Annotated in this window: 10 protein-coding genes; 3 read left to right on the forward strand and 7 right to left on the reverse strand. The window is 41.0% G+C overall.

Going from position 1 to position 15,145, the window contains the following annotated elements:
- Positions 1 to 7: 7 nt before the first annotated feature.
- The 6 genes from BUE31_RS24530 to BUE31_RS24555 all read right to left on the reverse strand — a co-directional run bounded on the left by BUE31_RS24530 (position 8) and on the right by BUE31_RS24555 (position 9,906).
- On the reverse strand, positions 8 to 1,183 hold the full coding sequence (locus BUE31_RS24530; protein WP_073406510.1) for an efflux RND transporter periplasmic adaptor subunit: 1,176 nt from the start codon (positions 1,181 to 1,183) through the stop codon (positions 8 to 10).
- Between the two features lie 20 nt (positions 1,184 to 1,203).
- Entirely contained in the window at positions 1,204 to 2,646 is a 1,443-nt protein-coding gene (locus BUE31_RS24535) for a TolC family protein (protein ID WP_073406511.1), read from the reverse strand.
- 577 nt (positions 2,647 to 3,223) lie between these two features.
- Positions 3,224 to 3,919, reverse strand: coding sequence for a hypothetical protein (locus BUE31_RS24540; RefSeq protein WP_073406512.1), 696 nt, complete (start codon positions 3,917 to 3,919; stop codon positions 3,224 to 3,226).
- A gap of 124 nt (positions 3,920 to 4,043) precedes the next feature.
- Entirely contained in the window at positions 4,044 to 5,111 is a 1,068-nt protein-coding gene (locus BUE31_RS24545; RefSeq protein ID WP_073406513.1) for a glycoside hydrolase family protein, read from the reverse strand.
- 135 nt (positions 5,112 to 5,246) lie between these two features.
- Entirely contained in the window at positions 5,247 to 6,791 is a 1,545-nt protein-coding gene (locus tag BUE31_RS24550; protein WP_073406514.1) for a RagB/SusD family nutrient uptake outer membrane protein, read from the reverse strand.
- A gap of 22 nt (positions 6,792 to 6,813) precedes the next feature.
- Positions 6,814 to 9,906 carry a SusC/RagA family TonB-linked outer membrane protein gene (locus tag BUE31_RS24555; RefSeq protein WP_073406515.1) on the reverse strand — a complete coding sequence of 1,031 codons (3,093 nt, stop codon included), beginning with the start codon at positions 9,904 to 9,906 and terminating at the stop codon, positions 6,814 to 6,816.
- Positions 9,907 to 11,418: 1,512 nt separating this feature from the next.
- On the opposite strand from BUE31_RS24555, the gene BUE31_RS24560 reads away from it, so the two are divergent.
- Positions 11,419 to 11,670, forward strand: coding sequence for a hypothetical protein (locus BUE31_RS24560; protein WP_073406516.1), 252 nt, complete (start codon positions 11,419 to 11,421; stop codon positions 11,668 to 11,670).
- 159 nt (positions 11,671 to 11,829) lie between these two features.
- Positions 11,830 to 12,198: an ankyrin repeat domain-containing protein gene (locus BUE31_RS24565; RefSeq protein ID WP_073406517.1), complete on the forward strand. Its 369-nt coding sequence runs from the start codon at positions 11,830 to 11,832 to the stop codon at positions 12,196 to 12,198.
- 56 nt (positions 12,199 to 12,254) lie between these two features.
- On the opposite strand, the gene BUE31_RS24570 is transcribed toward BUE31_RS24565, so the two are convergent.
- Positions 12,255 to 13,700: an arabinose isomerase gene (locus BUE31_RS24570; protein WP_073406518.1), complete on the reverse strand. Its 1,446-nt coding sequence runs from the start codon at positions 13,698 to 13,700 to the stop codon at positions 12,255 to 12,257.
- A gap of 450 nt (positions 13,701 to 14,150) precedes the next feature.
- Here BUE31_RS24570 and BUE31_RS24575 point away from each other — a divergent pair, with 450 nt between their 5' ends.
- A complete protein-coding gene (locus tag BUE31_RS24575) occupies positions 14,151 to 15,098 on the forward strand; it encodes an AraC family transcriptional regulator (RefSeq protein ID WP_073406519.1) in 948 nt (315 codons plus the stop codon).
- Positions 15,099 to 15,145 lie beyond the last annotated feature (47 nt).

The raw sequence follows: 15,145 nt of genomic DNA on the forward strand, positions 1-15,145 counted from the left end.
TTTAATTTTATTGCCTGCCGCCTTTACCTTGTGTTGGAGCAACCTTGTTAGCTGTGGTTATTTGCGAGCCGTCATGCAGTAACTGAACACCGTCAGTAACTACCCTGCTGCCGGGGGTAATTCCGCTTTTTATAATTACGTTAGGCCCGATTGTTTGACCAACCTGTACCTTTTTCTGAGCCGCAACAAGCGCTTTTTTCTTTTTGGTAGTATCAGGGCCGGTTTTATCATTTATCATACTATCCTTTGCCGTAAATACAAAGTATTCGCCCATTTGCTCAACAACAGCCTTGCTTGGCAATACCATTTGTGGTGATGTTTCTTCGTTATGAACGCGCACCACGCAGCTCATGCCCACCCTTAAATAATTTTTAGGATTTGGAAACACCAGCCTAACCCTGATTGAACCTGTTTGTGAATCAACTGCACGGTCAATAACGGAGATCTTCCCGGTAAACGGATAAAGTGAATTATCAGGCAGAAGAATGGTAAATAAGGAATCTACATTATGCTTGCCATCCTGAAGCTTTTCAAAATGCGGCAATTGCTTTTCATTAATAATAAAATCAACCGCTACCGGATCAACTGTTGATATGGTATTTAAAACCGTTGTGCCCGGGGTAACCACATTACCCAGCTTTACCTGGCTAAAGCCTATCGTGCCGTCAAACGGCGCAGTGACTATCGCATACGTTAAATTGGTTTTAGCAGTTTTAACCGCCTGCTCTGCCGATTTAACCGAGTTCTTAGCATTTTGCAGTGTAATTATCGCATGGTCATATTGTTGTTTAGCCACGGCATTGTAGTTGTTCAGGTATTCATACCTGTCGGCATCCTGCTGTGCCTGCGTCAGGTTACCTTCCGCCACTCTTTGATTGGCAACTGCAGCATTGTAGTTGTCGAGGTAGATCCGTTCATCTATTTCATACAGTTTCTGGCCTTTTCTAACGTTGGTTCCTTCTGTAAAAAATATCCCGGTAATGGCGCCCTGTACCTGCGGAAGCAAGCTTACCTGGCTTAGCGCTGCCGTTGTTGAAGGATAATTATCAAAGTATAAAACATTTTTTGTTTTTAGCTTTATCAAGCTTACCGGCACTTCGGGGTTCACGGGCGGTTGCTTTTTTTTACAGGCGGTAATTACCAGGCAGCTTAAAAAAATAGCATTCAATATTACTCTATTCATTGAGGCGGTTGTTTTAATAATTAGTAAGAAATAATTCCCATTGATTTTTCAAGATCGATTTTGCTTGATAACAGCTGAAATAGCGCATTCAGATAGCTTGTTTCGGATGTTATCAGGTTTGATTCGGCAGTTATCACATTTAAATAAGGCACAATACCCTGTTTGTATTGAAGGGTTACAACAAAATATACCCGTTTTGCCATAGCCACATTTTTTTGCAGCAGCTGCAGGTTATAAAAATTGCCCTTATAATTGGCTATAGCGGTTTTATATTCTTTGTTGATCTGCAGCTTCAGGTCTATTTCATCCCAGCCGATAAGCTGTTGCTGCAGTTTTGCCTTTTGCAAATTGTGGGTTCGTGAAAAACCGGTAAAAATAGGGATGCTGAATGAAAGGCCAACCAATTGGCTTGGATATGAGTTTGACAGCAGATTGGAAAACCTGTTATTTTGAAAAGCCAGGTTATAATTATAAAATGCCGATAAAGTTGGTAAATACGAAGTTCGATAATAATTTACCGCCTGCGTTTGAAGGGCTTTGCTGGTTTCAACCTGCTGAAATTCAATGCGTTTTTCATATTTCAACTGTTGCGCGGTATCAATATAAATGCCCTTTATCATTTGCACCGTGTCAAAGCTTACATTAAACTCTTTTTCCACAGGGAACCCCATCTGCTGTTTTAAAGCGGCATATTGCGGAACCACATTTTCATTAGCCTGCTTTAGCTGTGCCCTTGAATTATTCAGGGTGATGGCCGCTTCCTCGTAGTCTGTTTCATCAACAATACCGCCTTTGTACTGATGATATGCATCGCGTACATTTTTACCAAGACGGGTGGTATCTTCCTTTAATATATTGATCTGCTCCAGCGTAAGCAGCACGTTATAGAATGATTTACTTACTGACGAAACCAGGAAGATCTTAGTACTGTCGGTAACCAGCTGCGCCTGCTTTAAATACAAAGGCGCACTTTTATAGGCGTACAACAAGGTTGGACTAAATATGGCTTGCGAAACTGAAATACCCGGGATAAATGTATTGGTGTATTGCCCCCTGGAAGACGATGTTGATGCGCCGCTTGGCGTAGTTGTGCCCGGACTGCTTACACTACCACTACTTGATGTTTGCAGGTAATGGATCATGTCGCCCGAGGCGGTTGCCTGCGGAAGCCATCCTGATAAATTTACGCCGTTTGTTTCTTTGGCGATGCCTACATTTATTAAAGCTTTGTTTACACCTGGCTGGTGTGTCATTGCGTAATCAATACATTGCTGCAGGGTAAAAAACTGCCCCGAGCTATTTTTGCCGGTATCCTGCGGATTGAAAGGCACTAACAGTGTGTTTTTGCTGGTGTCGGGCTGGATAACCGGCGGCAAATTATTTTTTTGCTTTACCTGGCATAAGGTAGCCAGCGGTAAACAATATAAACAAGAGATAAGTATTTTAAAGCGGATATTATCCATATAAAAAGCTATGCAGCATTCTTAGTTAAGAATGTTGTGTGTTAAAAATTAAACTTACGTTATGTCACAATAGCAATAGCCAGATATCGGCCGCTGGGCGAGTATTTCCGGTTATCTTAATAGGGGCGAACAAATGTGGCAAAAAAACAGGTTCTGTTACAAGTAACATTTTTGTTAAGCTGGTTTAATCATATAATTGTTACGATTGACAACCATTTTATTACTGATAATCAACAAATTGTATCGCCTGGCATCAGTGCTACGATTGTTAAGCTAAAAGGAAAAGTGAGAAGTTATTATTACGTGACCATCTCTTATTATAAAGAAGATTGCACTAGTGTCATGCCACTTATAAATTGACGTTTAGACAGTAATATTTATGCAAAAAGTGTAAACCTACTTTTTAAAAAAAATATTATAAATACTTGATTAATAACAACTTAAACATGTATTAACTTTGAATTGTGTTAACCCTTTGTTAACTTACACTTTAAGACAATGGAAGATAAAGTAACGTATGACCTGCACTCGGACGGCAAGCCATCGCGGAACTCTCATTTTTAATACGAAAGCGATTTTATTCTGCATTTTCCGTTGATACAGGATCCTTCCGTTTTTTATTATCTTTCCATACAGTGTAAAGAAAATTTAAGACTAAAGGTATTAAAACTGCCAAAACTAAGTACGTGTTTTTATCGGCGCTATCTAATTCACGTTTTACAGAGTCCTCGAAAATTTGTTGCCTGGTGGCGTTTTGGCTGGTTAAACCATTTACTTGGTCGCGGATCTTATTAACTTCATCTTTTAACCTGGCGATGGTTAAAACTTCATCAGGTTTAAATGGGTTTATTGCCTGCCTTAACCCTATGGTTGATTGATTTAACTTATAAATTTCCGCTTCCAATTGTTCGAATTTTAGCTCATCGTTAAGATTTTTAGATGTGTTAGCTTTATGGTTTTTCGTTGAATCAAGCCTTCTTCTAATCAAATACGTCTGATTTATTTGCACTATACTATCTAACTTATGCTGTTGGTATTGCTGTTTTAAGATATCTTCTTTACCTGCATCTCTAAAAAACACATTGTAAAGCAGGAAAGTTGTCGCACCGACAGCAAGAACAGAAGCAAGCTCCCTCCAAATATAATCGGGAGATAGAAATGATTTCTTTTTAGGTAGACTTGTTTTTTTTTGCACAGTGATAAAATTTGGTTTATCAAATATAAACATTTCCTGTCCTTTATTAAATACTGCGCTGCCTCCTTTTTGGAGCATGTTTGAAGCTATGAATTCCTGTATAAAAACCTTTTTTGTTTATTTAATTTGAACCCAAGACCGTATATCAATTTATGGTTGAAATAACACCAGTTGCCAATAGTGCATCATAGTTATTTTTTATTTATTTAGCTATTCTGATCGGTAACGGGATCCAGGCTAGCCCAAGATCCCTGCCCATATGGCTGATGCTATAACCTTTACCGGCATCGTACAACAAAGCTAATTTATTGCCGGCTTTTATAACCGATGGCATACCTATTGCGCCTTTTGCCCAGCTGCAGTTGGTACCGTCAAGCACAACCGCTTTATTTTTACTGTCCCATTGAAGCACACTTTTAGACCAATACACCCATATGGCATCGGTATATTCTTCTCCTTTATCAGTTATCCCGATGTGATTGGTAAATAAATACCAGGTTTTATTACCGGCGTCAAAAAACAGGGATGAGTTTTCCACCTGTTCCGTTAACGGAAAAATCGGTTTGTCGTTTATCGCCCATGTGCTGTTCAAATTATTGGTTTTGGCTAAGCCAAGTGTTCTTTTAATTCCTTTGCTGTCTTCTGTTGCGCCACTAAAAAATTGCAGGTATTGGTCTTTATATTTTACAATAAACCCCGGGCTTGCGGTCACGGTGTAAAAACTGTTTTTCTTTTCTAAAAATGGCTTTACATCATATTGTTTGATCCATGGCCCTGCTAACGATTTGGATTTTGCCTTCATTGTTAAATACGGAAACGCCGGGATCCGGTCGGGCGCTTTAGTAGTATTAGGCGTGCCCAGGTAAAACATGTGCCATTCATCTTTTTCCTTTATTACCCACGGTGCGGAGGCGCTTTTAGAATCCGCCTTTGAGGAATCACCCAGGGTAAGTATAGCGCCTTTTTTTACCCAGTTTCTTAAATCTTTGCTTTCGGCCAGGCAGGCCAGCCAGCCCGTTTTCCCTGCGCCATCATAAAACAGGTAATAGGTATCGCCAACTTTGTTCACTATGGCCTCCCTCGCTCCATAGGTATCGCAGCTATCCGGTCCGTCGCCATGTTTTAAAACGGCACCTTCATCGGCACACAAAACCCTAAGGGCGGTTGATGGGCGGCCATCCATATATTTACTTTTCTGCGCAAATAAATTGCAGGAGGTGCCGGCAAGAATTACAAGAAAACTGAGCTGACAGAAAAAAGATCTGTTCATAAATCAAATTTAACAGGGTTTGTATAACTTTTTTTGTAAACAAAGATGCCAATCATAAATACTTAAAACAGGTAAACAAAAGTATTTAAATACAATTGTTTACCTGTTGGGGCTGTGATTATGGCTTGGTAAAAATTAATAGCCCGGGTTTTGCGTCAATTTACTATTGATCTGAATTTCCCGGAACGGAATTGCATAGATCAGTCTATTAGCTGTAACGTTAAATGTAATTGGTAAAAGCCATGGATTTAGTGCTTTCTCCCTAACACCTTTTGCATTCAGCACATCAATAGCCGTACCGTTGCGCACCAGGTCTGTCCAGCGGTGGTTTTCAAAAGCTAGCTCGTGGCGCATTTCGTTTGATACATTTAGTTGGGTAGCTACAGCTAATGCCGGTAAGCCGGCTCTTGCCCTCACCATGTTTAAATAAGGCAATGCATCGCCTGCTTTGTTCTCATCAACCAGGCACTCGGCCAATAATAACAACGCACCTGAATAACGGTAAACAGGCCAGTTGTCGTCCGTATTATATTCTACCTGGTATGGTGGATGCAGATACTTTTTTATAAAATAATAGTAACCCAGTCCCGCGGTTGGTGTATAACCAACCGGGCTTTTAACGGCCGTGGTTGTAAGCACCTCGTTTGCAACGGTACCTTCTGCCACGGCAATTGACGCAGGCAGCCGCTGGTCGCCGGCCTCGTAGGAGTCAACCATCTCTTGCGTCGGAACATTCCACCCCCCGCTGGCAAGGCCGCCACGGGCATTGGTACCGTGGAGGCCCAATATGGCTTCGGAGTTGGTAGTTTTAGGGATAAACCTCCAAATAAAGTCGCTTTGCTGTCCATCGTTACCTGCTTTATATTGAACTTCGAATATCGACTCCGAGCTATTTTTATTTGCCGGATCAAATACATCAGCATATTTAGCTAACAATGCATAATTCATTTTTGTGATGTCTAACAAAGCCGCCTCGGCCTTAGGATAATCTTTGGTGGTTTTTGACATGCAGGCATAAGCCAGCAGTATTTTGGCCGCACCCTGGGTTGCCCTGCCTGATTGAGGAAAGGTTTTTGCAACAGGTAACAGCGGGATAGCTGCATCCAGGTCCTTTATAATTTGAGCATACACCTCATCGGCTGAGTTTCTCGGCAAAAACGCGCCGGCCACATCAGTAACTTCCACGAGTTGCAAGGGTACGCCTCCGTAATGCTGTACAAGGTCATAATAATAAAATGCTCTTAAAAACATGGCTTCACCGCTCACCTGGTCTTTGTCCGCCTGTGCCAGTGTAGATTTGGGCAGTCTTGATAATATGGTATTTACGGTAGCAATGCCTGAATAATCATTCCCGTAGCGGTTACCTGGATTATTTGGCTCCTGGCTTGATATGTTGTTATCAATAAACTCTGCCATCGCTTCGGCGCTTGTTGAAGTGCCCCTGTCGGCAGAATATATGGTAAAAAATGTATTGTCCGACCGCATTTCATCCATATAAATGCCGGTAAAAGCAATTCCCCTTAAATTAGTATAGGCGCCGGTTAAAGCCTGGTTATACTCGGCCGCGTCTTTAAAAAACGACGCTGAGCTTAATGATGTTTGCGGAACCAGGTTCAGGAAATCCTTTTTACAGGATACCAAACCCATAACCGCCAGTAATATATATGATAGCTTTTTCATGGTTTTATCTTATTAAATTATACTAAAAACTTGCGTTAACACCTACTGAAAGTACCCTTGGGATTGGATAGCCGGTAAAATCGCGCCCCTGGTTCAGCCCGTTTAAGCCTGCAATTCCTGCTTCGGGATTAAGCCCCGGGTATTTAGTGAAAATAAAGGCATTTTGCGCGCTCAAATAAGCCCTGAAGCTTTTAAAATATTTGCTTTTTTTAACCGGCAGGGTATAACCAAAGGTTATGTTTTTTACTGCCAGGTAAGTCGCTTTAAATACCTGCCTACTGGTGAAGTTGCGAAAATCAGCAGTGGTGCCGCTTCTTGTTCTTGGGTAAATTCCATCGCCAGGGTCCTGTTCTGACCGCCAGCGGTTAGCTACGCCTTTCCTCACGTTAAATACACCATCAAGGTTTTCGGTTGATTGAAAAGCATCGTCGGCAATATCATTTCCTACTGAACCTGCCATAACAATACTCAGGTCAAGATTTTTGTACGAAAAACTATTAGTGATTCCATAGGTAAAAGTAGGGTTCGGGTTTCCTATAAAAGTTCTGTCGTAACTGTCAATCTTTCCGTCCGGAACACCGCTTGGCCCGCTTACATCTTTAAATCTTGCGGTTCCAACCATGGCAGTAGCATCATGGGGCTGGGTGTCAAATTGCTGCTGGGTCATGTAAACACCGGTATTAATGTACCCATAAAACATGCCTATCGGGTGGCCAACTGCTGTGCGGTTATCGTCCCAATATTCGCCATAGCCTCCAATCGGTGCATTGTTTGTACCCAGTTGCTTAACTATGTTGCGGTCGAATGAAATATTGAAACCGGTATTCCATTTCAGGGCTCCCGTTAAATTTCTGCTGTTAATGGAAAACTCATGTCCCCAGAAATCAAACCGGCCAATATTGGAGGTAATAGTTGAAAATCCCGATTGTACGGGTACATCTATCCCGTATAATAAGCCATCGGTTTTTTTCTTGTAATAATCATAGGTAAACGAAATCCTTCCGTCAAACAGTTCCAGGTCTAAACCGAAATCATACCCGGTAGTAGTCTCCCAGGTTAAATTGTTATTGCCTATTCCGCTCAGCACCTTTCCTGGCGTTACCTGGTTACTGAAAACATAATTACTGGTATTTACCGATGCCAAATAGGAATAATCGCCAATGTTATTATTACCTACTTTTCCATAACTGGCTCTCAGCTTCAAGAAATTAATGGCTTTTATGTTTTTCATAAACGCTTCGTCAGATGCAACCCAGCCCACGTTAACAGAGGGGAAGTTTCCGTATTTGGTATTGTCGCCAAATTTGGACGAACCATCCCTGGCAAAAGCTACCTGCAACAGGTATTTTTGATCGTAGTTGTAATTAAAACGCCCTATATACCTCAGGTATGACCATTGGGTGGCGCCAACGTTTCCTATCCGGGTAGTGGCTGCATTTATCCACTGGATATTGTCATCAGGGAACTGGCTCCCATCGATACTGCTGTTCTCAAACGAGTATTTTTGGGCGGTATAACCTGCCAGCACATCAAAATTATGCTTGCCGCCTACTGTTTTTTTATAGTTTAAAGTATTTTCACTCAGCCATGTTACAAAATTACTGGTATTATAGCTGCCTGATGCCGGGTTTGGTGGTGCGCTTCCCAATCCGCCCTGGGCCGTGGATGGCGTAAATTGCCGGTTGGTGGTATTATCCGTATTTACATTTATGGTCGATTTAAATTTCAACCCGTCAATGATCTTAAGTTCCGCAAATCCGTTTGCAAGCACCCTTGCTGCCTTGGTTTTATTGGTAATTTGCGTTAATACAAGATAGTAGTTAGGATTTGGGAACATCCCTGGTTGTGAAAAAGATACCGGGTAAGTACCATCCGCATTCTTGTAATTTACTGTGGGATCCATTAAAAAAGCGTTCTCAATAATATTACGCCCGTTATCTAACCCCGGCACCACCTGGTTGTTTCCATAAGAAAGCTCTAAATTAACACCCAGCGTTAACCTGTCCGAAGCTGTGTAAATATTGTTGCTCCGTGCAGTAAAGCGCTGGTCGTATGAATTAAGCATCACCCCCTCCTGTTTGTTATAGTTAAGGTTTACCACCGATTTTAAATCAGTGGTACCTGAAGTGATCGCGAGGTTGTAATTTTGGCTTATCGCATTCCGCAACAAAATATCAAACCAGTTTGTCCCCGGTTTCCCGGCATATTGGCTGGGGTTGGCATAAATTGCCGGCACGCCACCTGTGTACCCTTCGTACGTTGCAGCATCTTCGTAATATTCTTTTTTATATTCCGCAAATTCCTGTGGATTCATAAGGTCTGGTTTCCCGCGGTTGGGTACAGACTGAACCCCGGTATAGGCGCTAAATTCAATACTTTTTTGACCCACCTTTGCCTGTTTGGTTGTTACTAATATAACCCCATTAGCAGCTCGCGAACCATACAGGGCGGCTGAAGAAGCATCTTTCAAAACAGTAATTGTCTCAATTTCATCAGGGCTTAAGCTCTGCAACCCGCTTTGCGACGGAAAACCATCAATTACGATTAAAGGATTATTCCCTGCGTTAATTGACGCCGCCCCCCGGATGCGGAAACTCATTTCAGACCCCGGGGTTCCTGAATTTTCATTGATTTGTACACCCGCGAGCTTACCCTGCAGTTTTTGCCCGATATTGGCTACAGGCATATCTTTAACTTCCGAAACCTTAATCTGGCTTATGGCCCCTGTAACCTCACGTTTGCTCTGCGTTCCATAGCTCACTACTACCACCTCTTTTAAACTTTGTGACAGCGCGGATAAGTTTACACTAATTTCCGTACTGCCCTGAATGGTAATTTGTTGTTGTTTGTAGCCGATATAGCTGAATACTAAAACACCACCAACCGGGGCGCTAATTTTAAACTTTCCGTTAGCATCGGTCTGCGTACCGGCACCTGTTCCCTTTAAAGATACGGTAACGCCCGCTATTGATTCAGAATTCACAGAATCTCTGACAGTTCCGGTTATAGCAAGCGGGGCCTGCGCTTTTGAACTTAGCGGGAAATAGAGAAGTAAGCTAATAATAAAAATAGCGGCATACTTCCACGATTCGATTAGTAAAATTTTTCTTTTCATAAATTGATTTGATTGATTAGTTTATTTGGTTTATTTAAGACATAGCATGGCCAGGGCATCAAAAAATCGCCTTCTTTTATGAGTACTTATAACTGTAGGGGCGGGATTATAAGCTGATGCTAATCAGGAAATGATACATGTTAACGTAACTGCTAAGGGCCATGCGACTGCGTTTCTTTGCAGGCTGGCAAAAATTCGCCGCCCCCTAAAACCAGGACATTTAACTTAGTCTTTTTGACAGTACCGGTTTTGTGTTTGACAGTAATTTTTATTATCATAATAAAAAAACTAAAAGTTAATATATTGATAATAGGCTTATTTGGTTAGCCTGGTTAAAACCATGATGTTATTTAGTATTATAATTGTCACATCAAATATATCTGATAGTTTAAAAAATATAAATACTCTTTTTGGGCATTAATTTGTACTATTTGATATTTTTTTGATTTTAAAACCTCTGCGAAACCCTTTGAAATTGACACAGCTCCGCCTGCCAGGTATCTGGTATAAAAAAATCACTTCAGGCCACAGCACAGAGTCATATATGAGAAATATCGCTGATGCAGAAGCTATTAATCTGAAAGTAATGTAGATTCACACAACTGTTAGGGACTATGAGATTGGGTTTCTTTGCAGATTGGGGAAAATTCACCAGGTCCTAAAACCAGGGTGCTTAATTTAGCCTTTTTGACAATACCGTTTTTACATCGGGTAGCAATTTTTATTATCATAATAAAAACAAAAGGTTAATATTTATTCAGGCTTCCCGGAGGGGCAAGGGAAATTGGTTATTCAAATTTAGCCAATCGAATAAAATAACTATCCTGATCTGTCTGCACGCCTTTAGCCTGTATTTGATAGCAAGGGATTGTTTGCCGGGTTATGCGGTCGAAAATTACCTCTCGCCAAAAAATCCTACAAACCACAACGCAGGGTCCGCGATGCGAGACCCTGCTGAGACGGAAAGTTAAAGACACCTTAAACATTTAGCCCCCTCTAAATCTCCCTCGGCAGGGGAGACTTTAGCTTCGCCCATGTTTATTTTTTTCAAGTCCTCCCAACCAGGCTACCGTGTACCCACATCTTTTATTTCAATTAATTATCAAGAAAGGCTGCTCCGGTAGGAGCAAAATATTGGTAGAAAAATAGAAAATAATAAATTTTCGCTCCGTAGGTGCGAAACCTATTGGACTATTTTACCACGGATTTTCTTTAACCAACCAAAAGGCGGAATAGGTGTTGTACCTACGGCACAAAAAATATTTTTTGACATTTTTCTACCAATATTGAACCCCGCTGGGGTTTTATAAAAAGATGTGGGTACACGGTAGCCAACCAGGGAGGATTTAGGTTGGGCTACTGGATGTCGCTGTGTGGTTAGTTTATAGCCAACATTCTCTTAACTTAATAGGACTGGAGAGACCGGCCGGGACGGAAGATTGCTAACAAAAAGATAATACGGGCTTAAAATCAATTTATCATCTGATTGCTATCCTTAACCAAGAAAAAGTTATGGCCCTGATCCCGTTCCCAATCAATACGTTTGATCATTTCCTAATCTGCTTGCCGGATCTTCTTGAAGACGAAATATCACGGGCTTCCATCCGGCTCCGGTTGCACAACAACCCGAAAACAGATGAAGAACGCAAATCGTACCAGGAGGAACTCGACTGGTTGAGCGCCCTAAAATACATCAGCCAATTACGGAAAGGGAAATTAAGCAGAGAGAATTTTGGCCTGAAAGTGCAATTAACCGCGTTATAGGCAGGCAACTCCCTCCCCGCAGGGCCTTCTGAAAAGCCCTCTGCACCGCCTGCCATATATGCGGAAATTATCCAGCGCCAAAAATTTCTGCAAGCCAGGGTACAGAGTCCTCTGTGAGAGTCCCTGCTGAGACGGAAAGTTATAATTACCTTTACAACTATGCAAGACAATTATCCAATACATTCGAACGTGCTTAAAGCCGACCCTGAAGGCGTTTTACTCTCTATAAGAACAGGCGCAAATGTTGATCAGTTAGACGACCATGGAAACTCACCTTTACATTGGGCAGTTCTTCGTGGCGATTATGATATTGTGAAGATACTACTTGAGGCCGGAGCTAATCCAAATATTATTTCAACTGACGGTGTTACGCCTAAGTGGAGTGCCATCGACTTTGGCCTTAATGATATTGAACAGCTTCTTACGAGTTATGAAGGTAAGGTTCTCACCGATCATAAATTTGATAGAACATCCTGGTCAGTCTTCAAAGATGCACTTGGTCAATCCTTGCCTAAGGAAGAAGAATGAGGAAATGTGACCATGAGAATGGCCAATAAAGTTTCTTTCGTTTCAGCTGAGTCCTTTTAACAAACCTTAATAGTTTGTATTTCTAAAAGCGCACCCAGTTTTATTATTTTCGATGCGATATGACCTTTGCCCACGGCACAATGATGCGCCGGGCCATAAGAATTCCATGATTCTACAAAATTCCTTGCCCCCATCGGAAACCTGTAACGGCTATTGGTATTACCAATCTCCAAAATAGGGCCTGAAACTGATTCTGCTTCCGCTGTTAAAAACAGCAGCTTTCCATCCCGCGTTTCAACAACCGACAGCAAGGTAACCGGGCCATATTTTACCGACATTTCAACAGATAAGCCATCGCCTACTTTACCGTGATATACGCGCAGCGGTTTAACTTTTATCTTTCCTTCTGCAATTGCAGGGTGGCAAGGGCCATCATGTCCCATTAACACAATATCATCAGTAAAATCCATCGCGTAATACTCGGTGAATGATCCACCGGCGCCAAAACTGTCCATAATTTTCATTGCCTGGGCATTTTTCACTTCATACTCGCCCGCCACCGGGATCCCTTTGGCTGTAAGTAATGATGTTCCTAAAATTATGGAAGCCATCGTATTTTCATTTATAGCGTTCCCTGTCCCTTTATGATAATAGGCAAGAGAACCAAGATTGTATTTTTCTACCAGTTTATCCAGGGCAACAGCTGTTAACGCGGCCCATTTTATCTCATCCGCCATACAATCGTCCTGTACATCAAAATACGCATGGAACTCATTGATCTTATTATCAGCCTCTTCATCTGTAACACTATTACGGATGCCCGACAGCTCATCAACCTCAATAATTTCAATGTAGCCTCCAAAAATTGCGCAGTGCAAAGTCAGGTTCGAGTAAATATCAAGCATGCCGCCATAATAATTGCCCATAATTCCAAGCGTATTGTTGTACATGGTATTAGCTACCCTTGCAGCGGCTATCCACTCTTCAACCTCATGCCAAACATGTTTATCGCCATATAACATACCTGTTACCTGGTAAAATGAAATATTTGCGCGCTTAAAAACATTTGCAATTTCAGGCACTGCGCAGGCAGAACAATAGGCAAGCCATTCGCCGGTCATTGCTTTATAATCCTTTAAGCTATTAAATGATGCATAATCAATGGCAGCCTCCGGTGAAAGATTTAATACAATTATCGGCACTTTTGCCCTTTTAACTACAGGCAGTACCGTGGCAGATAAAGCGTATGTGGTTACGTACAGAAATATCAGGTCTACACCCTCGCTCCTGAACCGGTTGCCTGCCTCAAATGCTTTTTGCGGCGTATCTATCATTCCGGCATTTACAATTTCGGCATTAAAATCCTGCAACTTATCACAAACCACATCAATATATCCTGAAAGCCGCTTTTCAAGTCCGTCAAACTGGTTCCAGTAAGTGCTCAGGCCAATGCCAAAAAGGCCAACTTTTATTAATGATTTTGGGGATGTTTTTGTGATCATTTAATTATTTAATAAAACTATAACCCTGTTGCGCGACCAATAAATTAATTTACTGATGTTAAAGAGTTTTGGGCAATTTGTTGTAATAACAGGATCTTAATTGGTAACCAAAGTTATTTTGTACAGAAATGTTAAAGGCGTATGATTTGATATTTATCTTGTAATTTTTGACTTAACCGCAATTACAATTAAGCCCTTTAAATAAATTTACGATATTTTTTTCTCCCTGCATGTATCTGCTGCTATTTGAAAAATCAATTTGTCTTATTTGACATTTGACTATTCCATTTTGACATAAATTTACTTTTAAAATAACCTGGTTGTTCATTAGTTTAAAAGTTTGATACCTTTAAATTTATAAACTTATACATTCAAGTACTGAATCCTGCCGGTCCGACGCTTTATTAAACAGGCCATATTAACCTTTATTGTACATTTTTTATTATCAAAATGATCAATTACTATAAATACCTACCTGTAAGCAAAGAAGATGAAAAATGGGGACTTTGCGTTGTAAACACAGGCTATACGCAGGTAGAGGCTGCAGGTTTTTACCCTCCTAAAAATCACCCTGCACACCATTATTTTAACTGGAACGCCGGCCGTATTTTAAATGAATATCAAATAATATATATTACACGGGGCAAAGGCATTTTTGAATCAGACAGCTGTAAACAAGTTGAAGTTAAAGCAGGCACCATTATAATGCTTTTCCCGGGAGAGCGGCACAGGTATAAGCCAGACAGTAAAACAGGCTGGGATGAATACTGGATAGGCCTGAAAGGTGAGATGATAGATAACCTGGTTAAAAGAAACTTTTTTAAGCCGGAAAGCCCATGCTTATATATTGGGTTTAATGAAGATACATTTAATATCTTTAACGGTATAATAGAAAGAACCAAGCACGAAAATGCCGGTTATCAGCCACTTATATCAGGTGCGGCAATGCATTTATTAGGCAGCTTTCATTCTATAATTAAACAAAACTCGGTTGAATGCGAAAGTAAAGAAGTGATCATTAATAAGGCACGCCTGTTATTCCGGTCAAATATAGCGGAAGACTTTTCCCCCGAACTTGCCGCCGAAAAATTACAGGTTGGTTATTCATGGTTTAGAAAAGTATTTAAAAATCATACCGGCTTATCACCCGGTCAATATTACATTCAGCTTAAAATTGAAAGGGCAAAAAGCATGCTGAATGACCCGGGGATCCCTATAAAACAAATTTCAAATGATCTGCGGTTTGAGTCTTATTCTTATTTCTCCAAGCTATTTAAAAAAAGAACAGGCATAACCCCATCCGAACACCGAAAGAAAGCGCAGGGCATTATTAGCAATGATTTATCATTAACAACAAAGCAATTATCAGATAATACCAAAAGATATTTAGTAAGTTAAAATAGCTTTGTGCAACACTAAGTCACTTTACAAAAGGACATCGAAAA

It is taken from the genome of Mucilaginibacter sp. OK098, assembly GCF_900142915.1.
Classification (GTDB): Bacteria; Bacteroidota; Bacteroidia; order Sphingobacteriales; family Sphingobacteriaceae; genus Mucilaginibacter.